Source organism: Streptomyces sp. DT224 (assembly GCF_049844595.1).
In the GTDB taxonomy this organism is placed as follows: domain Bacteria; phylum Actinomycetota; class Actinomycetes; order Streptomycetales; family Streptomycetaceae; genus Streptomyces.
Genome location: NZ_JBNCLI010000012.1, coordinates 232,972 through 257,088, shown reverse-complemented (window position 1 = coordinate 257,088; position 24,117 = coordinate 232,972). Strand labels below are relative to the sequence as shown.

Here is a 24,117-nt window from a genome sequence, read left to right as displayed (position 1 = left end):
GCATGGCACAGGACGTCGAACTCGCCATCCCCTGCCGACTGGTCACCCTCTCCCTGCTGCTCGGCCCCGAAGAGGGGCTCACCACCCTGGAGGACCTCGTCGCGAAGGCCATCGCGGCCGGCCGCACCACGGTCGAAGGACAGGCGGAACTGTTCGCCCTGCCGCGGCGGATCATCTTGGACGTCGTGCACAGCCTGTGGCGCAAGGGCCACGTCATGGTCGACTTCACCAGTGGGAACTTGGAACTGACCGACGGTGCCCGCGAGATGATCACCTCGGACGGTTCGCTGCGCGACAGCGCCGTGCGGCAGGAACACCGGCAATTCCTTTTCGAACCGGTCAGCGGCCGGGTCTTTCCCGCTGACGTCGGCACCCGTAGACCGTCCCAGGCCAGCCTCCACGTACCTCTGCACCAGGTCCTTAGCGAAACCGACCTGCCGGCCGCTGAGCTGCTGCGCGCCGTGCAGACCGCCATCCGCATCGACCGCCGCAGCCGGGGATTCCGGCAGAACGTCCTCGATGTCGGCTTCCGCAGCCCCGTGCTGCGGCCGGCGAGCGAGCTGCGCTGGCTGAGCGCCCACGCGCAGGTATTCCTCGACGACCACACCGGCCGGATCTCGGTCCGGCTCCTGGACGAGCCGGGATGGAACTCCCGGGCTCGCGAGCGGATGCGCCAGCACTTGGCCGACCTCGCGGAGCAGAAACCCGACCACGCGTTCGTCCGCTCGCTGCGCGGCCGGGCCACGTTCGAACTCGCCCCCTCCGAGGACGCCGAGACCCTGCTGCGGCGCATGGGTGAGTCCGTCGCCACGCTGCCCAGGGTCGAGCCCAACCAGGTCGAGGAACGGCAGAGGATCCTCGCAGACCTATCCCGGCGCCTGTCAGCACGGATCACCGAGATCACCCGAGCCAAGGCGGCCGTCACGGTCGTGTCCCGCGCCGCCGGCCACCAGTGGGTAGTCGAGGAGCTGATCCAGTACGCCGGAAACCAGCTGGTCTTCGCCGCTCCGAACATCAGCTATGCGGCACTCAGCGGACTCCTGCCACTGCTGCGCAAGGCATTGGAACGCGGAGTCCACCTGGTCTTCCTCTGGGGCCGCAGCGACAGCGACACCTTGCCCGACCGCGTGAAAACGGCCCTCTTCGACCTCCAGGCCCGTCATCCCTCCCGAGTGCTGTTTGCCGACCGGAGCGCCAGGACCCAGGCATGCGTGGTCGTCCAGGACAACCGGCGGGCGTTCGTCGGGACCCACAGCCCGCTTGACGTGAACACCGTCCGAGACGACCGGGGAGAGGTGGGCCTCCTCATCGAGAGCGCCACCCAGGACGGTCCGCAGGGTGTTCCGCAGTGCGTCACCGACTTGCTCATCTGGGCCCGCAAGTCCTTTCCTTACTGGCAGCTCGGCCAGCGCATCCTGGTCCAGGACGACCACTTCGATCCCGTGCCGGAACAGCACCGCGCCGAACCGGCCGCCGTCCCTCCGCCGGGTGAGGAGGAGGGGCAGGCCGCCGTCCTCCGCCAGGACGCGACCGCCCGTGCCCTGTGGGCCCAGAGCTGGGCGGAGCACCACGCCGTGCTGACGGACGTCCTGCGGCGGGCCGACAAGGGCGACCCAGTCGTAGAGATCCTGGAGGACGGGGCACCGCGGGACCTCGTCCAGCAGGCCCTGCAGAACGCGACCCGGCTCTTGCTGCTGGCCGACGACACCCAGGACGCCCAGGCCTTCGACGAACGGGTTGTGGCTGCACTCGGCGAGCGCGTCGACCGGGGCGTCGACGTGCAGCTGATCCGGCCGAGCGCACGCGGCCAGAAGCGGCCCGCGGACCAGCCGGCGCTCAAGGAGCTGCTCCGCCGAGGCCTGAAGATCCGTGACAAACGGGCCGGAGCGCGGGCCGCGGTATGGGACGACGACGCAGTCCTCGGCAGCCTGCCGCTGCTCCGTGAACGCCGGCGCGCCCTGCCGCCTTCCGAGCGCACCAGCCACGTCGGCGTCCACATCCGTGGCGCGAACGTGGTCGGCCGGATCGCCGCGGAGCTGGGTATCACCCCCGTGAACGTCCCCGAGCCGACCACCCCGGCCGAGCCAGACGGACAGATCAGAGGCTCCACCGCCGTCGCTCTGTCCCTGCAGGTCGAGGCCAGCTCCGCGCGGGGCAGCGCCCAGTACGCGGCGATCGTCGCCGAACGGCTGCGCCAGGTCGACGACCTCTGGGGCGTCCTGGACGTCTGGCACGGCACGGCCCCGCCCGAGGAGCTGCGTCCGGTAGTCGCCGCGGCGCTGGTCCGGGAGCGCGAAACCCGTGGAGAGCACTGGTCCCGCTGGGTGGACTGGCTGATCGCCGACGCCTGGGACCGGCGCGCCTTCGTCGAGGCCTCGCTGCTGGGCCGGCTCCTGCGAGCCGGCGAGAACACGGTGCCGCCGGCCGCCTGCACCGCGGCCGCGGCAATCGAGACCGGCCCGCTGGGCGCGGCGCTGGAGTATGCGGCGCTGGAGCTCGCCGACTGCGAACCGGCCGCACAGGCCGTGGGCGCGGCGGCCGGCCTCGCTGAGACGCTACTGCGCACCCTGCCGGGCGACGGACCGGTCGTGCTGGAGTTGCTCGGAGAGGCACTGCCACCCTCTTGGCGGGAGCTGGCCGCGGCCGCCCACCGCTACCGGGCGGACGGCAACGGCGCACTCCCGCTGGCCCTGCTCATGTCCGAGCTGTCCCGGATGACGGAGCTTGGCCAGACGGCCGAACAGTGGAATCAACTCATCGACAGGATTGGCCACTTGGAGCAGTTGCACCGCTTCACCTTCGACTCGGGCAAATTCCTGCACAGGGAACTGTTCGCCAAGGACGGGATGCTGTCGTCGATCCGGACAGCGGCCGAGGCCGACACGGAGGAGTGCGTACGGATCCAGGCAGCCCTTCCCGCACACGTCCGCCGCCACCTCGACCAGATCGTGGCCGACGGCGGGCGTCCCGAAATCCAGTGGGGCAACCAACGCACGTTCCTTCACACGATTGAGGACATCGTGCGCCGCGCCAAGTCCCTCACCCCCCTACCCAACGGGCCCGGCACCACCGCGGGAGCGGCGGCGGAGCTCGCGGCCTGCGCGGAGCTGGCCGAGCTGATCGCAGCCAGGTGGGACGCGCTGTTCAGCGACGCGGGCGGCCTCGGCCGCCCCTACGCGGCGCCGCTGCTGGCCCTGCTGGAACGGCTCGATCCGCTCGCCCAATGGCACAGGTCACAGCGAAGCAGGAGGACCGAGGAGCGATGACGGACGCCGACGAGTCACTGCGGTCCCTGCTCGCCGTGTGGCCGGGCAGGTTCCGCTTCCCCGAACTGCTGGTGGCACTCTCCGACGGCCGCACGGCACCCCTGGAAGACCTGGCAGTCGCCAGCCTCGCTGGGATCGCCGGGGACCACGACGAGTACCGGGCCTGCGCCAGGCTCATCTCCGACGGAGAGTTCCGGATCGCCGAGGAGATGCTCGCCGAGTGCCAGGCACTCGAGGTCACGCAGACCGACGATCTGCGCACCCAGCTCGGCAGGCGCCGGGCCGAGTGCCTGGAACTGGTTCTGGGCCGGCTCCAGCAGCTCATGGACCGGGCAGCCGCGGCCGACGTGGACGCCGTGCCGGGGCTGGAGGCACTCACCGCACTATGCGCGCGGTCGTGGCCGCAGGCGGACGAACGCCTGCTCGCGGATGAGAAAGCTCTGCAAGACGTACTGGATGAAAAGCGGAGGGTGCTGCGTGACAGATGTGAGGAGGCGGTCGCACAGGGCCTGGAACCGGACGCGCTCGGCGTGTGCGAGGAGCTGCTGAAGGCAGGGCAACTGCGTCTCGTCGCACTGCTACTGGCCAACGGAGCCTCACCGCGTCCGGGACCGGAGGCAGTGCCACCGCTTCGGGGCTGGGCACATGCCGGCGAAACCCCCTCCGAGGTCCTGAAATGGCACATCGACGCAACCGTCCGACCCGTGAGTTTCGACCGTTGGCGGCCCACTGGCCCGGCAGGCAAGGAACTCCTGGAGGCCTACGCCGCGCTCGCCGACAACAATGAGGCCACCGCGGCCCGGTTCTCTCGGGCACTGACGGAGTTCCTCGGGGCCGGGGACCGCCCCCAGTCGCCGGTGCACCGCGTCGAGGGTGGGTACCTCACCGCGATCACCGGGGTGTTCACCGACGAGGAGACCGCGTGGTTCTGGCCCACCGGCAGCGTCGAGATCTTCGTTGCCGATCCGGAGACCGAGCACCGGCCCGAGACGGACCTCGGTCGGCCCTACATCGCGGTCGGCCGGTCCCTGCGGGCACAGACGCTCCCCGAGCGGACCCCTTGCGCCGTGCTCGACCTCGGTCACCTCGTCGAACTGGTCACCCTGCGTGCGCATGTCCCCGTACAACTGCTCAGAGCAGTGGGGAGGCAGTGGCCCCTCGACGTGTTCACCGGCGGGTCCACCGCCTCACTGGAGGCGCTGCTCGGCACCGACCCCGGGCAGTGGTGGCACATCCTGCGTTGGATGGTCGACCTCGCAGGGCTGGGGGACCTCACGACCGCCGACGCAATGACCTTCCAGACCGGCCCCGATACGGCACTGCTCCATCTCTTCCTGGAGTTCCTGGCACGTCCGAAAGCCGGGTCGCAGGAGCGGGACGGGCACGCCGTTGTGCGGGAATGGGCCAAGAACCAGCCGTTCGCCCAAGCGGTCGAGCGCACGGTCCTCGCCCCGATCGCCGATTCGACAGCTTCCCAGGTCGCCTTCTGGGCTGCGCTGTCCGCCGCGGTGCCAGGGCAGCAGGTCACGTTCGAAGAGATCCTGTTGAGTGCTGCCTCGATCGCGGGGCAGGGCATGTTCGACGATGCCCACGAGACTGAGGTCCGGCGTGGTCTGGCCCGGCTGGCAACCCTTCCGCTGGTGGACCGGGTCGACACCGACGAGGTCCAGCTGCACCGGTGCGGAGTCCTTCTCGTGCTCGGGGGTGATGCCGACCGGAAACTGGAGCAGGCCGTCGCCCGCCTCGCAGAGGAAGCCGCAGAAACCGGTGCCGATCGAAGCCGCACCTTCCGGATCGCGGATTGGCAGCTATACCGCTACGCCCTACACCCCGAGCTACGGCACTACGAGCAGATCGCCGACGCACACGGCACCACCGCCGAGGAACTGGCGGCCGCCGCCGAAGCCCTGACCGGCACCATGGATGAACTTCCCGCAAGCCTGTCGGCGGAGGGTGAGTCCGACGTCTCTGCGACGCTCCTGGAATTGAGGAACCCGTTCACCACCCACTATCCCAAGGTGAAACTACAGGTCCACGCGCCGGACGACTGCCTGGTGAGCGTCTCAGTCGCCGGTCTGCAGCGGATCCTCTACGAGCTGCTCTCCAACGCGGCCGAGGCGTGTGCCGTGAACGGCGATGCGACCGTGCGGGCGACCGTCACCCCACTGGGCGCGGAGTTCGCCGTCGACATTCAGGACAACGGTCCGGGCCTGGCCTACGCGGAGGGGACCGAGCACATCGTGTTCCGCAAGGGCGAGTCGACCCGCGGACCGAACCGGGGCACAGGTCTGTACATTGCTCGCCGCCTGGCACGCAGTGTGGAAGGAGATCTCAGCGTCCGGTCACGTGTTTTGGGGCATCCGGTGCTCCTGGGTGCTCATTTCCGGCTGCTGCTCCCACGGGCCTGAGGTGCTCGTGACGAGCCGGTGTGGCTACGGGCGGCGCACGGTCGGTCTGGCTGCTCGGGCGAGTACTGACCGATGAGGCACGGGCGGAGGAGCGTTCGCCCCACGCCTGGCTTCGCGCCGGAGGACCGGAGCGGTGTGTCGTCGGGGTCGCCCTTCGAAGGGTTCCCCGTGTTCAACGCTCCGCTCCACCCGTCTTCCCTCTCGCTGTCCAGCACCCGCTCGCCGTCTACGGCTGGGACGAGGGCTGGGAGGCTGAGTTTTCCCCGTACGCCGCCCAGGGCCTGGCCCCGGGCCGGGTCGTCCGGGTCGATCACGGTCAGTGCGATGTGGCCATTCCTGACGGTGTCGTCCGTGCCGACACCACGTTCGTCGTTTCCCATGACCCGATGAAGGTCGTGTGTACGGGGGACTGGGTCGCCGTCGCCCCGGAGGGCCATGATCCGCGGTACGCGGACGACCCTGCCTCGGCGGACCGCGTTCGTCCGGTCGACGTCGTCCAATCGTTCCGAGGGCCAGGTGCTGGCCACTAACATCGACCACATCGTCATCGGTGTGTCGCTCGCGGTCGAACTCGACCTCGGGCGGATCGAACGGTTCCTCGCGCTCGCGATGTCCAGTTCGAGCGGTGCACTGCTGCGTAAGTCGGCGGACTCCTGGGAGAGCGGCGCCCAGCCGGTCGTCGTGCTCACCAAGGCCGACCGGTGTGCCGACCCGCAGCAGGCCGCGGCCGAGGTGGCCGAGGTGGCACCCGGCGCGGACGTGCTCGTCACCAGCGCCGTGACCGGGGAGGGCCTGGACACCCTGACGGCTGTCCTGAACGGCACCGTCGTGCTGCTCGGCCCTTCCGGGGCGGGCAAATCCACTCTGGGGAACCGGCTCCTCGGCGAGGAGCGGCTGGCGACCGGCGCCGTGCGCGACGCGGATGGCAAGGGCCGGCACACCACCGCCTGGCGGGAGCTGATCCCGCTGCCGGGCGGCGGGGTCCTGCTGGACACCCCCGGCCTGCGCGCGATCGGTCTGCACGATGCTCGGACCGGGCTTGAGCAGACCTTCGCGGAGATCGAACTCCTCGCGCGGGAATGCCGGTTCACCGACTGCGGGCACGGCAGCGAGCCGGGTTGCGCGGTGCTGGCCGCCGTCGGGGCCGGGGAGATTCCCCAGCGCTGGCTGGACAGCTACCACCGGCTGCCGAGGGAGAACGCCTACGCGGCTTCGCGCACCGACGCCCGCCTGCGGATCGGCCGCGAGGCCACCAAGAAGAACATCACGCAGCATCTGCGCGCGACCTACCGGTTCCGGGACCGCCAGCGGTGAGCGACGACCGCAGCTTGGCCGTCGGCCCCGCCCCACTCGCCTCCGAGAACGGAACGACCATGACCACCTGGACCACCCGTCCCGAGACCCCCGACGACATCGCCGCCATCCGTGAGATCAACCTCGCGGCCTTCCCGACCCCCCAGGAAGCCGACATCGTCAAGGCCCTGCGCGCCGACCCGAAGGCACGGATCGACGGCCTTTCCATGGTCGCGACGGGCCCCGACAACGCCGCGGTGGCGCTCGCCCCGCTGACCTGCTGCCACGTCGACGGCGAACCCGCCCTCGCCCTGGCTCCGTGCACGGTCCTGCCCTCGGTCCAGCGCACCGGTGCCGGCTCGGCGGCCATCCGCGCAGGACCGGCCGCCGCCCGGACCAGGGGAGAAAACCTCGTCCTGGTCCTGGGGCACGCCGCCTACTCCCCCCGGTTCGGCTTCACACCGGCCTCCGGTTTCGGCATCCGGGCCCCCTTCGACGTCCCGGACGAGGCCGTGATGGCGATGGTCCCGGACGACACCGGCCCGGTCCCGACAGGCACGATCCAGTACCCCGCCGCATTCGGCGTCTGACCCCTCCTGTGACGCCCCGGAACCGCTCCGGAGCGCCACGGCCCAGCCACGGCGCGGGCAGCCTGTCCGCCCGGGTTGCCCGGATGCGGCGGTCAGTTGACGGAGACCGTCCTTTGCGCCGTCATGGTGCGGGAGTCGCGTGCGGTGGCGAGGGTGTAGAGGCCGGGCACGAGCTTCCAGGCTCCGGCACTCCACACGGTCAGGTCGTCGGCCGGAACGGTAAAGGTGACGCGCCTGCTGGCGGCGGGGGCGAGGGTGAGCTTGCGGAAGTCGACGAGCCTGCGCCGCTCAGCGGCCGCTGCGGCAGGCAAGGTGGCGTAGACCTGCACGGTCTCAGTGCCCTCACGCTTGCCCGTGTTGGTGACGGTCACGGACAGGGTGACGGTCTTGTGGGTCGTGTCGTAGGCCGCCTCGACGGAGCCGTGGGCGTATGTGGTGTACGACAGGCCGTGGCCGAAGGGGAACAGCGGCTGCTCCTCGTTGGTGTCGTAGTAGCGGTACCCGATCGCGGTTCCTTCGTCGTACGAGACGGTGCCGTCCTTGCCCGGGTAAGTCGCGGCCGTGGTGCCCGGTCCCTGGGAGGAGGTGGCCGGGAAGGTGAGGGGCAGACGGCCGGAGGGGTCGCTGTCACCGAAGAGGACGGCGGCAAGTGCTGTCCCCATGCCCTGGCCTCCGTACCAGGCTTGGATGACCGCTTCCACGTCGTCGAGCCAGGGCATGGCCACGGGGCCGTCGGTGTTCAGGACGACGATCGTGCGCGCATTGGCCGCAGCCACCTCGGTGATGAGCTGGTTCTGGTCGGCGGGGAGAGCGAGCTGCTCATGGTCCATGGCCTCGCCGGCTATGCGGTTGACGAAGACGACCGCGGCGTCGGCCTCGCCGGCGGACTTCACGGCGGCCGGGATGAGGGAGACGGGCTGCCAGCCGAGGGTGAGGCCGCAGGTGCCGGGATCGGCGGTGGCGTTGCTGTAGGTCAGCTCGATGGGCACGGACTCGCCGGCGGTCAGCTCGATGGTGCCTTGGAGGGGGTAGTCGTAGGTGCCGAGGAAGAAGCGCCTGGTGCCGCGGGATCCTGAGACGACGGTGGTGCCGTCGACCTTGAGCGTTGCGGTTCCGGCGGGCAGGAGCGAGAAGCGGTGCAGGCCCGAGTGGGTCGGCATGAGGCTGCCCGACCAGGTTGCGGACCAGACCTGTGGGAGCGTGTCGACCGGGGTGGTGGTGAAGTCGACGACGCTGTCGGTGCGGGTGGCGGCCGGGGTCCCCGTTGGTGCGGGCGTCGCGTAGTAACGGCCGGTCAGGCCGGGGGCACCGGCGGGGGTGCGCAGCGCGGTGGCGGGGACAGGGGTGAGCGGGATGTCGCCGACGGTTCCCTGGGAGTGGGTGACCGTGATGCTGCTGCCTGCGCGGGTCTTGATGGCCTGCAGGGGGGTGGTCCAGTCGCCGGGATCGACGTAGGTGGAGCCTGCGACACCGGTGAGGGCGTCGGTTCCCGCAGGGCCGATGACGGCGAGGGAGGTGAGTGAGACGGGCAGCGGCAGGGTCGCCGCCCGGTTGGTGAGCAGGACCGTTGAGGCGAGAGCGGCCTCCTGCGCCAGGCTCTTGTGTGCGGTGGTGCTGACGTTGCGGGCCGGGGTCGGAAGCGGGTTGTCGACGAGGCCGTTGGCGAACATGGTGACCAGAATGCGCCGGGCGGCGTCGTCGAGGCGCGCCGGGGGGACGGCGCCGCCGGTGAGTGCCCCCGGAGCGAGCTTGACTCCGCCGGGGCCGAGTCCCGCGAGGTCCATGCCCGCCGCGGCGGATGCGACTTGGTCGTCGCCGGCCCAGAAGTCCGGGACGGTGTATCCCTGAAGACCGAGGCGCTTCTTCACGTCGTCGAAGAGAGCGGGGCTCTGGGTGGCGAACGTTCCGTTGATCTTCGGGTAGGCCATCATGACGGAAGCGGTCGGCGCGGCGGCGATCACCCGCCGGAACGGTGCCTGGTAGATCTCGTGCATGGCCCGGTCGGAGACGAGGGTGTTGACGAAGAAGCGGTTGACTTCCTGGGTGTAGGCCGCGAAGTGCTTGACGGTTGCGGTGACCTGACGGCTTTGCATGCCGGTGGTGAGGGCGGTGCCGATACGGCCGGCGAGCAGGGGGTCTTCTCCGAGGCTCTCGGCCTGGCGGCCGAAGTGCCAGGTGCGGGTGAGATCCACGGTGGGGCCGAGGAGGGTGTTGTAGCCCTTGGCTCGTCCTTCGGTTCCGATGGCGGAGCCGATGCGCCGGGCGAGGTCTTCGTCGAAGGCAGCGGACTGCGCGAGGGGGACGGGGAAGGCGGTCACGTTCTCCTCGCCGCGCAGCCCGGCGGAGGCGTCGACCATGGTCAGCGCGGGAATTTTGAGATGGGCGACGGCCGCGAAGTCGCAGCGGACCAGCGCCTCCTTCTCGGCGGCTGTCATGCGGGCGAGCATCTCGTCGACTCGTGCGAGCGTGCGGGCGTCTGTCGCGGCCAGGGCTTGGGGGGTGCCGGCCGGGGTGATGCTGACGGCGACAGCTGTGGCTATGGCGGAGGACAGGAAGGTTCGTCGGTTCACAGCGGCTCTCCGAACGGTGGGGCGGCGGGTGATGCCCGCCGGAGTCTGATGCGAAGTATCCGAGGCGATTGCCCGGACCTCGGTTCCGTGAGCTTTTCCGTCTGGGGGATTTCGTTTCCTGCGGCATCCGTGCTGGATTTCTCAGACGATTCCCATGGACGCGCCCTGTATGAATGGGGAAGTTATTGGCTTCGCTTTGCCCGGGTCAACCCCGGCGAATCATCGATCAGAATCCCCCCTCCCCGACTCGCTCCGCCACTGACCGATCGGGCCTGGTAAGGGCGTTGATGCCGCACTGTCCGGGTGTTGGCCGGAAGCCTGCATATGGAATTCCGATACCTCCCATCCATCGTACGGATTACGTGAGTGAGCTTTCCCGCCGATGCCGGATGCCTGGCACGCTGCGCTTCGCTTTGGTGCCAGGCATCCCAGGGTTACGTCTGATTTTCCGGAGTTCTATTCGTTGCCGTTCGTCGTAGTGAGGGTGTGCGTTCCCGCGCCGACCGTCACCGGGCCGGTGCCGGGCAGGTCGACGACGCCTGTGCAGTTCGGAGGCACGGTGATGTGCGCTTCCATGCCGTTGGGGCCGCTCTTCCAGAACAGGGCAGCTGTTCCATGGGGGGTCTCGTGGCGGGTTCGCGCCCAGGTGATGCCGCCTCCGGGACGGGGCCGGAAAGTGAGGGCGGTGGCGCCCGGTGCTGCGGCTTCGATGCCTCCGACGACTCGGTGGAGCCAGTCGGCCATAGCGCCGAGGGCATAGTGATTGAACGAGGTCATGCCGCCGGGGTTGAGGCTTCCGTCGGGACGGAGGCTGTCCCACCGTTCCCAGATGGTCGTGGCTCCCATGGTGAGGGGGTAGAGCCATGAGGGGCAGTCCGTCTGCAACAGCAGGCGGTACGCGGTCTCCAGGTGCCCTGTGTCGGTGAGAGCGTCGCAGATGAGGGGGGTGCCGACGAATCCGGTGGCGATGCGTGCTGCGTCCTGGTGGACGAGTTCGGCGAGGCGGTCGCCGGCGGCCTGCCGTAGGGAAGGGTCGATGAGGTCGAAGGCGATGGCGAGGCAGTAGGCCGTGGGACTGTCGCTGACCATGCGGCCGTCCTTGTGGACGTAGCGCGCCCGGAACGCTGAAGTGATCTCGTCGGCGAGGGTGCGGTAGCGGGTGGCATCGCTGCTGTGGCCGAGTTCGCGCGCGGCGCGGCTGAGGTGCCGGGCGGAGTGAGCGAAGTAGGCGGTGGCGACGAGATAGCGGTCGGTGCGGCCGGCTGCGGGGTCGTCGGGTGGAGCAGCGGGGTCGAGCCAGTCGCCGAGTTGGAAGCCCGTGTCCCACAGGCGGTCCGGTCCGGCGAGCCTTTCGACAAGGTCGACCCACGCCCGGGCCATGGGGTAGTGGCGGCGTAGGAGTTCGAGGTCGCCGAATCGGCGGTACAGGACCCAGGGGGTGAGTGTGGCGACGTCTCCCCAGGCAGCACCTGGCTGGATGGGCGTCCACGTGGGTTCGCCGGGAATGACCGGGACGTACCAGGGGATGGTGCCGTCGGGGAGCTGTTCGAGGCCGACGTCGGTGAGCCAGGAGTTCAGCATGCCGGCGCAGTCGTAGAGGAAGCCGGCGGTGGGGGCGAAGACCTGGAGGTCTCCGGTCCAGCCGAGGCGTTCGTCGCGCTGCGGACAGTCGGTCGGTATGTCGACGAAGTTGCCTCGCATGCTCCACAGGACGTTCTCGTGGAGGCGATTGACCATCGGGTTGCTGCACTCGAACCAGCCCGTGCGGCGCATGTCCGTGTGGTAGACGCGCGCGGTCACGGCGTGGGGGTCGAGTGGACCCGGCCAGCCACTTATTTCGGCGTATCGAAAGCCGTGGAGGGTGAAGCGCGGCTCCCAGGTGTAGGGGCCGTTGCCGGGCAACACCAGCGTGTCCGTGGAGTGCGCGTCGCGCAGCGGGCGGGTGGCGAGTTCTCCGTTCTGGAGGACTTCGGCGTGCCGGAGGGTGAGTGTGGTGCCGGCCGGTCCGTCGGCGGTGACGCGCAGGCGGCCGACGAGGTTCTGGCCGAAGTCGAGCAGGTGACGGCCGTCGGGGGTGCGGGTGATGGATGCAGGGGTGATCTCCTCGGTGCACCGGACGGGTGGGCCTTCGGGTGCGACGAGAGTGTCTGCCTTCCGGCTTCCCGTGCGCACAGGCCTCCAGCCGTCCTGAGGGGCGGCGGGGGTGGCCCAGTGCGGATCGTCGAGGCGGGCGTCGAAGTTCTCACCCTCGTACAGTCCGCTGCTGAGGATGGGGCCGACGGCCGCTTTCCAGGTGGCGTCGGTCGCGATCACAGTGACGGCGCCGTCGGTGTAGGTGATCTCGAGCTGGGCGATGAGGGACTGGTCGGTGCCGTAGATGTTGCGGGTTCCGCCGTCGAATCCGTACTTCCCGCGGTACCAGCCGTCTGCCAGCCAGGCGCCGAGGGTGTTCGCTCCGGGGGCGAGGAGTGCGGTGACGTCGTGAGTGCGGTAGCGCAGGCGGTGGTGGTACACGGTCCAGCCGGGGGCCAGGGCTTCGTCTCCGACCCGGTGTCCGTTGAGTTCGGCTTCGTACAGGCCGTGGGCGGTGATGTAGAGCCGTGCGTGTGCGATCGGCTTGGCGTCGGTCAGGAAGTCGCGGCGGACGCGGGCCGGCCGGCGTTCGGCTGCCGGGTCCTCTTCCCAGCCCGCGCCGACGGGGACGGCGGTCCAGTCATCGGGTTCGAGGAGACCTGCCTCGACGGTGCGGGGCTCACTCCACGGCGAGGGCTCGCTGCGGGCGGTGGACCACGTCCGTACGCGGACGGAGGCCCGCTCCCGCGAAATGAGCGGCTCGCCCGGCCAGCGGACGAGGACGTGAGCGGGGCCGGAGAGGCGCCCGGATCGACGCGTGAGCCCGTTGCGGCGAATCTCGAGCTCGTACGCCTGCTGATTGCCGCCCTCGGGAGCCGGGGTCCAGGAGAGGCGGGGAGTGCCGGTTCCGATTCCCAGGCCGTCGGCGAGGTGCTCGAAACGCACTGGAGAGGGCTGAAGGGGGTGCATGGGGGCCTTTCATGTGCTCGGGGCGTGCGCGCGGGCGGGTCAGCCCTTGACCGCTCCGGAGGTGAGGCCCTTCATGACCTTCTGGTTGAGGAAGAGATAGATCACGAGTGTGCCGAAGACGTTGATGCAGATGGCTGCGAAGAGCGGGCCGTACTGGGTGGCGCCGAATTCGCCGGTGAAATTGAGGAGCCCGACCTGGATAGTGCGCAGGTCCTGGCTGTTGGTGAAGGTCAAGGCGATGAGCAGGTCGTTCCAGATGAAGAAGAACTGCACCAGGCCGACGGTCAGAAGCGCGTTGCGCATCACGGGCACACTGATCGTCCAGAAGGCGCGCAAAATGCCGGCGCCGTCGATGGTGGCCGCCTCGAAGAGCTCTCGGGGAACTGTTTTGTAGTAGGTGGCCATCATGAAGACGGTCAGAGGCAGACCGGTTCCGGCATAGGTGAGCACGAGCGGCCACAGGGTGCCCGAGAGACCTGTTTGGAAGTAGACGGTGAACAAAGGCAGCAGGATCATCTGCGGCGGGACCATCATGCCGGCGAGAAAGACCAGGAGGGTCAGGCCGCGCCCCTTCCAGACCATGATCTGCAGCGCGAAACCCGCTGCTGTCCCGAGGAGCAGGATGAGGAGCAGGGCGGGGACGACGGCCAGGAGGCTGTTCTTGATGTAGAGGCCGATATTTCCAGTGGTCCAGGCGTCGGCGTAGTTGCCCCATTCCCAGGTGGTGGGAAGGCTCCAGGTGGAGTTGTTGAGGTAGTCGCTGTTGGACTTCAGCGAGGTCAGGAACATCCAGAGCAGCGGGTAGATCTCGATGATCAGCAGGAGCGTCACGGCGAGGCGGATCCACAGACGGCTGCCCGCCCCGCGCGCGGGAATCACACGTGCTCTGGTACGCCGGTGTCCGGACCTGGTGGTCTTCAGCGGGGTGTCGACGGTCATGTTGTTCAGACCTCCGTGATGTCGCGTCGCGAGACGCGGTAGACCGCCAGGCTCACGAGAAGGCAGACGACGGTCAGGAGCAGCGCGATGGTGCTGCCGTAGCCGTAGTCGCTGTAGGTGAACGATGTCTGGAACATGTAGAGGGTCAGCGGGGTGGTGCCGTTGCCGGGGCCGCCGTTGGTGAGGGCGACGACGGAGTCGAAGACCTTCAGGGTGCCGTTGATGCTGAAGATGAGCGATGACATGAGGACGGGCAGAGACAGCGGCAGGACGATGTGGCGGATGAGACGGAGGCCGGAGGCTCCGTCGAGGCGAGCTGATTCGAGGACCTCGTCCGGGATGTCGACGAGACCGGCGAAGAGGAGCACCGCGTAGAAGCCCATGGAACGCCAGATGTCCATGACGATCAGGACCCAGAAGGCGCTTCCAGCGCTGCCGAAGAAGTCGATGGAGTCGATTCCGATGGCGTTGAGCAGGGAGTTGACCGGGCCTGTCTGGGGTGCGACTTGGAAGAACTTCTGGAACAGGAGTCCGACGGCGACGGTGGGCAGTACGACCGGGAAGAAGGCCAGGGTGCGGATGAGCGCGGAGGCTTTCCTGAGGAAGAAGACGTAGAGGAGTGCCAGGAGGTAACCCGCGATGATCTGGCCGGCGGTGACGACGACCGCGTACTTCAGGGTGAACCAGAGGGCGTCGTGGACGGCTTGGTCGGAGAGGAGCCGGGTGAAATTGGCCAGACCGTTTCCGGTGAAGCCGTCGATGGAGTTGCCCTTGGTAAAGGAGTACCCGAGCGACCACGCCATCGGGACGAGCATGATGAGTGTGTAGATGAGCAGTGCGGGACCGAGCAGGATCATGATCGCCCTGCGGTCACCGAGTACGCGGTGCATGAGTGGTGTCCACTTCGTTTCTGGTGAAGGGCCGGCCAGGAGCAGCCGGCGGCCCGCCGTACGCGGCAGGCCGCCGGTCGCGGGTCAGTGGCTGCTGAGAGCGGCCTGGACGGTCTCCATGAACTGCTTGGGGCTCATGCTTCCGTTGACGAGACCCGCGGCGTTGGTCTGGCTGACCGTGGTCGCCTTGGTGCTGAAGAGCGCCTCGAACCACAGCACGTTCTGCTGGGACGAGCTGATCGTCTTGCGGACGGTGCTGGTGACCGCGTTGGCGTCCTTGACCGGGGTGTTGACCTTGAAGCCGGAGATCGAGCCGTTGTCCTTCAGCGCGGTGCTGCCGTAGTTCTTGGCGATGCAGCTGACCCAGGCGTCTGTCTTCTTGTCGAAGTGCTTGGAGTTGAGCGCGATGGCCAGGCCCACGTTGGACGGGTACTGATCGACGGAGCCGGCTCCGCCCTTGACAGCCGGGAAGGGCATGAAGCCGACGTTCTCGGCGCCGACCTTGTTCTGCTTGGGGTCGGAGATGTTGGCCAGGGCCCAGCTGCCCATGTAGAACATGGCCGACTTGCCGGTGAGGAACTGGTTCATCGCGGTGTCGTAGTCGATGGAGCCGACGCCCTTGCCGAAGTACCCCTTCTTCCCCAGGGCGGCGATCTCCTCGGCCGCCTTGACGTACTCGGGATCGGTCAGCTGAGCCTCGCCGAGGTCGACGGCGTCGAGCGCGTCGGGGCCGAGACTGCGGTACAGGTAGCCGCTGATGAGGCGGGTGAGGGGCCAGCCCTGGGCGCCGGAGGCGGAAAACGGCTGGATGCCCTTGGAGTTCAGCTTGCCCGACGCGGCCACCAGCTCGTCCCACGTGCCGGGGACCGCGATGCCGTTCTCCTTGAAGATCTTCTTGTTGTAGAAGATTCCCTCGATGTTGTACTCGTAGGGCAGCACCTGCAGCTTGCCGCCGTAGAGCGCCTTGATCGTGGAAACAGCGGCCGGTTCGAGCTGGTCGGCCACGCCGAGGCGCTCCAGTTCGACGTCGAGGTCGGCGACCTGGCCCGACTTGGCGAGTTGCTTGGTCAGGGCGGGGGCGTTGCCGGCGGCGAACTGGCTGGGCAGGGCCTTCTGGCCGGCGAGCAGCTGCAGCTTCTGGTCGAGTTGCGACTGCGGGACGGTCTCGACCTTGAGGGGCAGAGCGTCGTTCTCCGCCTTGCAGGAGCCCTTGGACAGCGTGGTCAGTGCCGCACGGGTGGTGGTGTTCTCCGTCACGCTGAGGTACGTGAAGTCCTTGGGTGCGGCGGAAGCGCCACCGCCGCTGCCGCCGCAGGCGGTGGCGAGTACGGCCAGGGAGGTGACCCCGGCCGAGAAGAGGGTCAGTCGCGCGCGGCGAGCGCGGTTCATGCGGTGGGGCACGGGTGACTCCCAGAGAGGGTGCGAGAAGAGAGAGGGCGACGAGACAGACGCCGGGTGGCCGAAGCGCCACGAGGGGACGGAGATTTGTAGAACGTTCTCCATCCAGGTGCGGCAACACCTTGACCCCATCCCACTGGCACCGTCAAGACACAGACGCGTAACATCACCATGCCGCGGCCCACCGGACGGCAGGTTCCGGTCGTCGCTGGCGTAGAACGTTGCACTAGAGCCGAGGAGATCTGGTAGCCGTGTCCGCGAGCAGTTCGCCCAAGAGCCCCAAGCGGGTGACGATCACCGACGTGGCTCGGCATGCCGGCGTATCGACCGCGGCCGTGTCCAAGGTCATGCGCAATGCCTACGGCGTGAGTCCGGCGATGCAGGAGCGCGTCCGAACGGCCATGGCAGAGCTGGGATACCGCCCCCATGCCGCGGCCCGCGGCATGCGAGGCCGCACGTACACGATCGGAGTGCTGCTCGACAACGTTCGCAACGCCTTCTTCGCCGACATCCTCGACGGCATCCGTGACGCGCTGAACGAAAGCGAGTACACCGTGCTCATCGGGGCGGCCGGATTCAGCGCGGATGAGCAGTCGCGCACCATCCGGTCGATGGTGGACCGTCAGATGGACGGCCTGATCCTCATCGCTCCGGGGACGCCACGGTCCGAGGTACTGGCCACGGCAGCCACCACACCCACGGTGGTCATCGGCCACCACGACGCCTCCGACGCGCATGATTCGGTCGTCGATGCGGACGACCTCGGTGCGGGCCTGGTCGTGGATCACCTCGTGTCGCTCGGGCACCAGGACATCGCGCTGATCTCGGCCGCCGGAAGCAAGACCGGTCGTTGGCGGCGGCCCCCCGAGATCGCGCTGACGGACGGGTATCTTCAGGCCATGGACCGGCACGGTCTCGGTCACCGCGCGCGCGTGCGTCACGCCGCCTACTCCGACGACGGCGGCCACGCCGCCGGCCTGGCACTGCTGTCCGGTGCACAACGGCCCACGGCCATCCTCACCGGAGCCGACGTCGCGGCGCTGGGTGTCTACCGCGCCGCCGACGACTTGGGTCTGTCCGTCCCCGGCGACATTTCGCTCGTGGGCTACAACAACACCGCGATCGCCTCGCTCGCTCCCGTCCAGCTCACCAGCGTCGACCAGGCCGGTCACGCCATGGGAGCGACAGCGGCCAGGATGCTGATCGAACGGGTCGAGGGACGGCGCGACCGTGCCACGCGGACCACGATGACTCCGCGACTGGTCGTGCGACGGAGCACCGCCGCGCCACAGGGCTCTTAGCCACCGATTCCCAGAACCCGCGCGCGCGCCGCGCATGGGCCGCGGACACGCGACGTGGGGAAGGGAAGACAGTGCCGCGGGCATGGAACGCTCCGGAAAGGTGAGGAAGCGGAAGAGCCCGTGCCTGGGCATCCGCCCCCGCGCGCGGCGTCGCCCGAGTCAGGGCATCTTCGACTATGCGCACCTGCGAAGGGCCTGCCCACCCCTTGCGTCATCGAAGTCCGGGATGGATTCGATCCATCCCGTGGATGGCTGCCTTCCTTCCGGACAGCAGCGGTGACCCGCGGCGCTCATCCGTCCGATTCGGCGATCCGGCGGCCGGCCCTGGCTGCGGTTTCGCGCAGCCAGATGTGCGCGGCGTCATGGGTGTGGACGGGGTGCCACCAGAGAGCTTCGCGCAGGGGGACGGCTTCGTAGGGAGGATCGAGTACGCGTACAGCGGCCAGGGGCGCGAGAAGCCGGGCCAGGCGGGCCTGGATCAGCGCGATGCGGCGGGTACCGGCGACGAGGGCGGGCAGGGCGTGGAAGCTGTCCACGGAGACTTCGACGTGCGGTTCGATGCCGAGCATGCCCAGTTGGCGTACGGCGGGGGCGTCGTAGGTGCGCTGATAGGTGACCCACGGAAGTCGCGCCAGGTCCTGTCGGGTGAGCCGGTCCTCCACGCTGGGGTGGCCCTTGGAGACGACGAACACCCATCGGTCGTCGTAGAGGTCGGTGGCGGGAAAGTCACTGATGACGCCGTGGGGCATGAGCAGTCCGTCGGTGGCGCTGAGCAGGCTGGCGGTGTCATCGACGACGGTGATGGGGGTGCGGGTGAAGCGCAGCCGGATGCCCGGGGCCTCCTCGTGGACGACGCGGGCGAGCTCGACCCCGAAGACGTCGACGGCGTAGTCGGAGGCGACGATGCGGAACTCCCGGGTCTCGGTCGCGGGGTCGAAGGCCGCCTGGCTGGCGAAGAGCCGTTCGAGGACGTCGTAGGCGGTGGCGGTGCGGTCCAGGAGAACCTGGCCGAGGGCGGTGAGCTCGTACTGGCTTCCGACGCGGGAGAGGAGTTCGTCGCCGAAGTGCCGGCGAAGCCGCGCCAGAGCCGCGCTCATCGCCGGCTGGCTGAGTCCGACCCGTAGCCCGGCTCTCGTCACGTTGCGCTCCTCCAGGAGGGCACGGAGTGCGACGACGAGATTGAGGTCGAGGCTTGCCAAGTTCACGTCGCACGTCCTTGTCCGGAGGGCTGAACCACTGACTATCCACTCCACGAATGGTAGCGATCCATAGAATCGATTTCCCTGATTGCAGGCGCGGGTCCAGATTAGGTGCATCGCAATCAGGAGGACATGTCGGTGAAACCTGAAACAGCCAATGAGCTCTTCTCCGGGCCCTTCGCGCTCGGCACGCTCTCGACAGATGACGGCACGGTCTTTCCCGCCCTGGTCGACCGCGCAGGGCAGGTGCTCGACCTGCGGGAGGCTCTCGCCGACCCGGCCCTGACCCTGCGGGGACTGCTGGAACAGTGGCAGACGGCGCTCCCGCGGCTGCGGGATCTCGCTGTCGGGACGGAGCTCCCCCGCCGGCCCCTCTCGGAGTTCCGGGTGCTCGCGCCCGTCGAGCCGCGGCAGATCTTCCAGTCCGGTGCCAACTACCGCCAGCACGTCATCGATCTGCACGTCGCGCACCGGGATCCGTCCGACGGCCGCTCCGAAGAGGAGGCGCGCGCCGAGGCTGCCGAGATCATGGACCGGCGGGCCGCCCAGGACCTTCCGTACGTGTTCATCGGTCTGCCGAGCTCGGTCACCGGTCCCTACGACGACGTCACGCTTCCCCAGTGGGCGGCCAAGCCGGACTGGGAGTTGGAGCTCGCGGCGGTCATCGGCCGTCCCGCCCACCGGGTTTCGCCCGCCGAAGCGCTGGAGTACGTGGCCGGTTACACCATCGCGAACGACCTGACCGACCGGGCAACGGTGTTCCGCAGGGACATGCCGCAGATCGGTACGGACTGGCTGCGCAGCAAGAACGCCCCCGGCTTCACGCCGCTCGGGCCGTGGATCGTGCCGGCCGAGTCCGTCGGTGACACCGGTGATCTGCAGCTGACCCTGAAACTCAACGGCGAGGTCATGCAGGACGAGTCGACCAGGGACATGATCTTCGACGTGGCGCGCATGGTGTCCTACGCCTCCCAGAGCGCCCAGCTCCTGCCGGGCGACCTCGTGCTCACCGGTTCCCCGGCGGGCAACGGCATGCACTGGGGCCGGCTGCTGCGCGACGGCGACGTCATGGACGCGTCCATCACCGGCCTCGGTGCCCAGCGCACCCGCTGCGTCGCGGAGGAAGCGTGAACCGTACCGACCCCGCCGGCGCGATCGCGGCAGCGGCCGCCGCCTGCTCGAACTGGGGCCGCTGGGGCGAGGACGACCGCCTGGGCACCGTGAACTTCTTCGACGCGGGCAAGCGCCGGGAAGGCGCCGCCCTCATCCGCCGGGGGGTGAGCTTCTCGCTGTCCCAGCGTTTCGACATCGACGGGCCGCAGAAGGGCTGGCGCCGTCGTACCAACCCGGTCCACACCATGCTCGACACCGGGACGGACGCCGCGCTGGGCAACCAGGGCCTCCCCCACGGCATCGGTGGCGCCGACGACGTGATCGCGATGCCGCTGCAGTGCTCCACGCAGTGGGACGGGCTCGGCCACATCTTCGACCACGGCACAGCGTGGAACGGCCGTCCCGCGGAACAGGTCGTGACCTCCGACGGCGACCAGGTGACCGGTATCGAGCACATGGCCCCGCACGTGGCCGGGCGCGCCGTGCTCCTCGACGTCGGCCGGACCGTCGGCGAGGACGGCGAGCTGCCCGACGGTTTCGCCATCACCGAGGAGCACCTGACGGCCGCCGCCGAAGCCCATGGTGTCAGCGTCGGACGCGGCGACATCGTCCTCGTACGCACCGGGCAGCTCACGCGGGTGCGCCGGGAGGGGTGGGGCGATTACGCGGGCGGTGCCGCCCCCGGTCTGTCGTTCACCACCGCGTCGTGGCTGCACGGCAGCGAGATCGCCGCGATCGCCACCGACACCTGGGGCTTCGAGGTGCGGCCCAATGAGTTCGACCACGCCTTCCAGCCGCTCCACCAGGTCGCCATCCCGCACATCGGTCTGCTGATCGGTGAGATGTGGGACCTCGACGCCCTTGCCGAGGACTGCGCGGCCGACGGTGTGTACGCGTTCTGGCTGACCGCCGCTCCCCTGCCCATCACCGGCGCCGTCGGGTCCCCCGTCAATCCCGTCGCCGTCAAATAGTCCCGGGGCCAACGGCCCGAGGAACAAGGGAGTTCCCCATGAGCACACCCCGCAAGGTCCTGGTCGTCGGCGGCGGCGCGGCCGGCAACGCCACCACGATCCTGTTGCGCCGCGCCGGAATCGACGTCGACCTCGTCGAGGCGAAGGACGACTGGAACGCCACCGCAGGATCCGGCATCACCCTCCAGGGCAACGCCCTGCGCGTCCTGCGCGAACTCGGCGTCTGGGAAGAGGTGAAGACGTCCGGCTTCCCCTTCGGGTCCGTCGGCATCACCGCACCCGACGGCACCGTGCTGCACGTCCAGCGCGACCTGCGCACCGGTGGCGACGACCTGCCCGCCACCCTCGGCATGCAGCGCCCCCGGCTCCAGCAGATCCTTATTGACGCCGTCCGCGCGAGCGGCGCGACCGTGCGGCTGGGTACGACCGCCACGGTCGTGGACCAGGACGCTTCCGGCGTCACGGTCCAGCTCAGTGACGGCAGCGAGCACCGCTACGACCTGGTGATCGCCGCCGACGGCCTCGGCTCCGCCACCCGCGCGCAGATCGGCATCACCGAAAAGCCCGAACCGACCGGCATGGCCATCTGGCGCGTCGCCGCACCCCGGCCCGCCGGGGTCCAGCACACCGACCTCGCCTACGGCGGCCCGGCGTTCATCGCCGGCTACTGCCCGACCAGCGACACCACGCTCTACGCGTACGTGGTCGAAGAGAACCGCGACCGCGCCTCCATACCCGTCGAGTCGTACGCCGAGGAAATGGTGCGCCTCGCCTCGGCGTACGGAGGCGCCTGGCCGGAGATCACCGCGACGATCACCGACCCGTCGAAGGTCAACTACACCTGGTTCGACCGGCTGCTGGTCGAAGGGGCCTGGCACCGAGGACGTGTGGTGCTGGTCGGGGACGCCGCTCACTGCTGCCCGCCCACCCTGGCGCAGGGCGCGGCACTGTCGCTGGAGGACGCCTGGGTCCTGGCCCGGATGCTCACCGCCACGGACCTCTGGGACGACGAGCTGTTCCAGGGCTACTACGAGCGGCGGATCGCACGCGTCCGTCCGGTCGTGGAGGCATCGGTGCAGATCGGTCAGTGGCAGCTCGACGGCGTCCGGGACGCCGATGTCCCCGGCCTGATGGCCCGCACGATGACGATGCTGCGGGACCTGCCGTGACCGCGCCCACCGTGGACGTGCACGCCCACGTCCTGCTGCCGCAGATCGAGGAGCTCGTCTCGGGTCTTCCCGGACACGCCGATGCCAAGGCGCTGGACGCCCGCCGCAACGGTCCCGACGCGCTCGCCGTCAGCGGGCCCATGGTCCGCGACCGGATCCCGGCCCTGACCGACCCCGCCGTCCGGCTCGCCCGGATGGACGCCCAGGGCGTCGACGTCCAGCTGGTCAGCCCTTCGCCGTCGCATTACCACTACTGGGCCGACGCGGACACGGCCGAGAAGGTCTGCCGGCTGGCCGACGAGGCGACCGCCGCGCACTGTGCGGCCGCGCCGGAGCGGCTGCGGGGCCTGGGACTCGTCCCTCTGCAGCACCCTGAACTGCTCGTACCTGCCCTGGACCACGCCCTGGAGCAGGGCCTCTCGGGAGTGGAGATCTCCAGCCACGCGCCCGGCCGGGAGCTGTCCGACCCGGCGTACGAACCGTTGTGGGCGCGGGCCGAGGAGACGGGGGCGGTCGTGTTCCTGCACCCGTTCGGCTGCACCCTCGACGAGCGCCTGGACCGGTGGTACCTGTCCAACACCGTGGGGCAGCCCACGGAGAACGCCGTCGCCCTCTCGCACCTGATCTTCTCCGGCGTCCTCGACCGCCACCCCGGCCTGAAGATCGTCGCGGCGCACGGCGGCGGCTATCTGCCCACCCACATCGGGCGCAGCGACCACGCCTGGCGGGCGCGGAAGGACGCGGCCGCCGGCTGCGCCGAGCCTCCCAGCAGCTATCTGCGGCGCCTGTACTTCGACTCGCTCGTGCACGACCCGTCCGTACTGCGGGCGCTGGTGAACGCTGCGGGAGCGGACCGGGTGCTGCTCGGTTCGGACTTCCCCTTCGACATGGGGTCCGACGATCCCGTCGGCGCGCTGCGCAAGGCCGCCCTGGCCGAGGACGACTTCGACGCCGTCCGTGGCGCCAACGCCGCCGCCCTGCTCAACCTGTCCCCCGCCCGAGGAGGCGTCTCATGACGAACAACCGCTTGCTCACCCATCTGCGGCACGTCGACCTCGCCGTGCCCGACTACGACAAGCAGCTCGACTTCTACGCCGGTGTGTGGGGCCTGACCAAGGTCGCCGAGGACTCCGGCATCTCCTTCCTGGCCGCCGAGGGCAGCCCCGAACAGTACGTCGTCCGGTTGCGCAGGGCCGACGAGAAGCGACTCGACCTCGTCTCCTACGGTGCCGCGACGCCGGCCGACGTGGACACACTCGCCGAGCAGCTCCTGGCCGGCGGCGTGCAGCTGATCTCGCGCCCCGGGCCGGTCGATACGCCGGGCGGCGGCTACGGATTCCGGTTCTTCGACGTCGACGGGCGCACCATCGAGGTCTCCGCCGACGTGGCGGTCCGCGAGCACCGCAAGATCGAGGAGAAGGAGTCGATCCCGGTCAAGCTCTCCCACGTCGTGCTGAACTCCCCCGATCTCGACCGGACTCGCGCCTGGTACGAGCGGCACCTCGGCTTCCTTCTGTCCGACACGCTGAGCTCGCCCCACATGGGCGAGGTCATGCACTTCATGCGGATCAGCTCGCAGCACCACTCCATGGCGCTGGCGAAGGGCCCGCACACCTCGCTGCACCATGTCTCCTTCGAGATGCGCGGCATCGACGAGTACATGCGCGGCACGGGCCGGGTCCTGCGGGCAGGCCACACGAAGATCTGGGGGCCGGGCCGTCACATGGCCGGTGACAACACCTTCACGTACTTCCTCGACCCGCACGGCAACACCGTCGAGTACACCACCGAGCTGGAGAACCTCGACGAGGACACCTGGCACCCCCACGTGTACGACTTCTCCCGGCCCGAGGTCACCGACCAGTGGGGCACCGCCAACCCGATGAACGAACTCGTCGCGAAGGAGTCGTTCAACGACCCCGACCGCGGCTGCTTCCTCGCCCCGCCGGTCTGACCTCCGGCAATCCG

General features: G+C 69.2%; 15 protein-coding genes and 1 pseudogene. 10 read left to right on the top strand and 6 right to left on the bottom strand.

Annotation, left to right across the window (positions count from 1 at the left end; all coding sequences use genetic code 11):
- Positions 1-2 precede the first annotated feature (2 nt).
- The 4 genes and pseudogenes from ACLQ2N_RS29170 to ACLQ2N_RS29155 all read left to right on the top strand — a co-directional run bounded on the left by ACLQ2N_RS29170 (position 3) and on the right by ACLQ2N_RS29155 (position 7,557).
- Positions 3-3,266 carry a hypothetical protein gene (locus ACLQ2N_RS29170; RefSeq protein ID WP_425817570.1) on the top strand — a complete coding sequence of 1,088 codons (3,264 nt, stop codon included), beginning with the start codon at positions 3-5 and terminating at the stop codon, positions 3,264-3,266.
- On the top strand, positions 3,263-5,674 hold the full coding sequence (locus tag ACLQ2N_RS29165) for an ATP-binding protein (protein ID WP_425817568.1): 2,412 nt from the start codon (positions 3,263-3,265) through the stop codon (positions 5,672-5,674). Before ACLQ2N_RS29170 ends, ACLQ2N_RS29165 begins: the two co-directional genes overlap by 4 nt.
- A 281-nt stretch (positions 5,675-5,955) precedes the next feature.
- A pseudogene (gene rsgA, locus ACLQ2N_RS29160) lies at positions 5,956-6,988 on the top strand (ribosome small subunit-dependent GTPase A).
- Between the two features lie 59 nt (positions 6,989-7,047).
- On the top strand, positions 7,048-7,557 hold the full coding sequence (locus tag ACLQ2N_RS29155) for a GNAT family N-acetyltransferase (RefSeq protein WP_425817566.1): 510 nt from the start codon (positions 7,048-7,050) through the stop codon (positions 7,555-7,557).
- Positions 7,558-7,649: 92 nt separating this feature from the next.
- Here ACLQ2N_RS29155 and ACLQ2N_RS29150 read toward each other — a convergent pair whose 3' ends face one another.
- The 5 genes from ACLQ2N_RS29150 to ACLQ2N_RS29130 all read right to left on the bottom strand — a co-directional run bounded on the left by ACLQ2N_RS29150 (position 7,650) and on the right by ACLQ2N_RS29130 (position 16,399).
- Entirely contained in the window at positions 7,650-10,127 is a 2,478-nt protein-coding gene (locus ACLQ2N_RS29150; protein ID WP_425817564.1) for a glycoside hydrolase family 3 C-terminal domain-containing protein, read from the bottom strand.
- 456 nt (positions 10,128-10,583) lie between these two features.
- Positions 10,584-13,145, bottom strand: a complete 2,562-nt coding sequence (locus ACLQ2N_RS29145; RefSeq protein ID WP_425817562.1) for a family 78 glycoside hydrolase catalytic domain — start codon at positions 13,143-13,145, stop codon at positions 10,584-10,586.
- Between the two features lie 63 nt (positions 13,146-13,208).
- Positions 13,209-14,108: a carbohydrate ABC transporter permease gene (locus ACLQ2N_RS29140; RefSeq protein WP_425817560.1), complete on the bottom strand. Its 900-nt coding sequence runs from the start codon at positions 14,106-14,108 to the stop codon at positions 13,209-13,211.
- Between the two features lie 5 nt (positions 14,109-14,113).
- Positions 14,114-14,998, bottom strand: coding sequence for a carbohydrate ABC transporter permease (locus ACLQ2N_RS29135; protein WP_425817558.1), 885 nt, complete (start codon positions 14,996-14,998; stop codon positions 14,114-14,116).
- Positions 14,999-15,082: 84 nt separating this feature from the next.
- A complete protein-coding gene (locus ACLQ2N_RS29130; RefSeq protein ID WP_425817556.1) occupies positions 15,083-16,399 on the bottom strand; it encodes an ABC transporter substrate-binding protein in 1,317 nt (438 codons plus the stop codon).
- A 284-nt stretch (positions 16,400-16,683) separates the two neighbouring features.
- Between ACLQ2N_RS29130 and ACLQ2N_RS29125 the strand changes: the two genes are divergently transcribed.
- On the top strand, positions 16,684-17,697 hold the full coding sequence (locus ACLQ2N_RS29125) for a LacI family DNA-binding transcriptional regulator (RefSeq protein WP_425817554.1): 1,014 nt from the start codon (positions 16,684-16,686) through the stop codon (positions 17,695-17,697).
- Positions 17,698-17,987: 290 nt separating this feature from the next.
- Here ACLQ2N_RS29125 and ACLQ2N_RS29120 read toward each other — a convergent pair whose 3' ends face one another.
- Complete coding sequence (locus ACLQ2N_RS29120) at positions 17,988-18,902, bottom strand: LysR family transcriptional regulator (RefSeq protein ID WP_425817552.1); 915 nt, start codon at positions 18,900-18,902, stop codon at positions 17,988-17,990.
- A 126-nt stretch (positions 18,903-19,028) separates the two neighbouring features.
- On the opposite strand from ACLQ2N_RS29120, the gene ACLQ2N_RS29115 reads away from it, so the two are divergent.
- The 5 genes from ACLQ2N_RS29115 to ACLQ2N_RS29095 are packed head-to-tail and all read left to right on the top strand — an operon-like array spanning position 19,029 to position 24,103.
- Positions 19,029-20,027, top strand: coding sequence for a fumarylacetoacetate hydrolase family protein (locus ACLQ2N_RS29115; RefSeq protein WP_425817550.1), 999 nt, complete (start codon positions 19,029-19,031; stop codon positions 20,025-20,027).
- Positions 20,024-20,980, top strand: coding sequence for a cyclase family protein (locus tag ACLQ2N_RS29110; RefSeq protein WP_425817548.1), 957 nt, complete (start codon positions 20,024-20,026; stop codon positions 20,978-20,980). The genes ACLQ2N_RS29115 and ACLQ2N_RS29110 overlap by 4 nt, the downstream gene beginning before the upstream one ends.
- 38 nt (positions 20,981-21,018) lie before the next feature.
- Entirely contained in the window at positions 21,019-22,149 is a 1,131-nt protein-coding gene (locus ACLQ2N_RS29105; protein ID WP_425817546.1) for an FAD-dependent oxidoreductase, read from the top strand.
- The gene (locus tag ACLQ2N_RS29100) at positions 22,146-23,165 is read left to right on the top strand and encodes an amidohydrolase family protein (protein ID WP_425817544.1); all 1,020 of its coding nucleotides are present in this window, start codon (positions 22,146-22,148) and stop codon (positions 23,163-23,165) included. Before ACLQ2N_RS29105 ends, ACLQ2N_RS29100 begins: the two co-directional genes overlap by 4 nt.
- Positions 23,162-24,103: a VOC family protein gene (locus ACLQ2N_RS29095; RefSeq protein ID WP_425817542.1), complete on the top strand. Its 942-nt coding sequence runs from the start codon at positions 23,162-23,164 to the stop codon at positions 24,101-24,103. Before ACLQ2N_RS29100 ends, ACLQ2N_RS29095 begins: the two co-directional genes overlap by 4 nt.
- Positions 24,104-24,117: the final 14 nt, after the last annotated feature.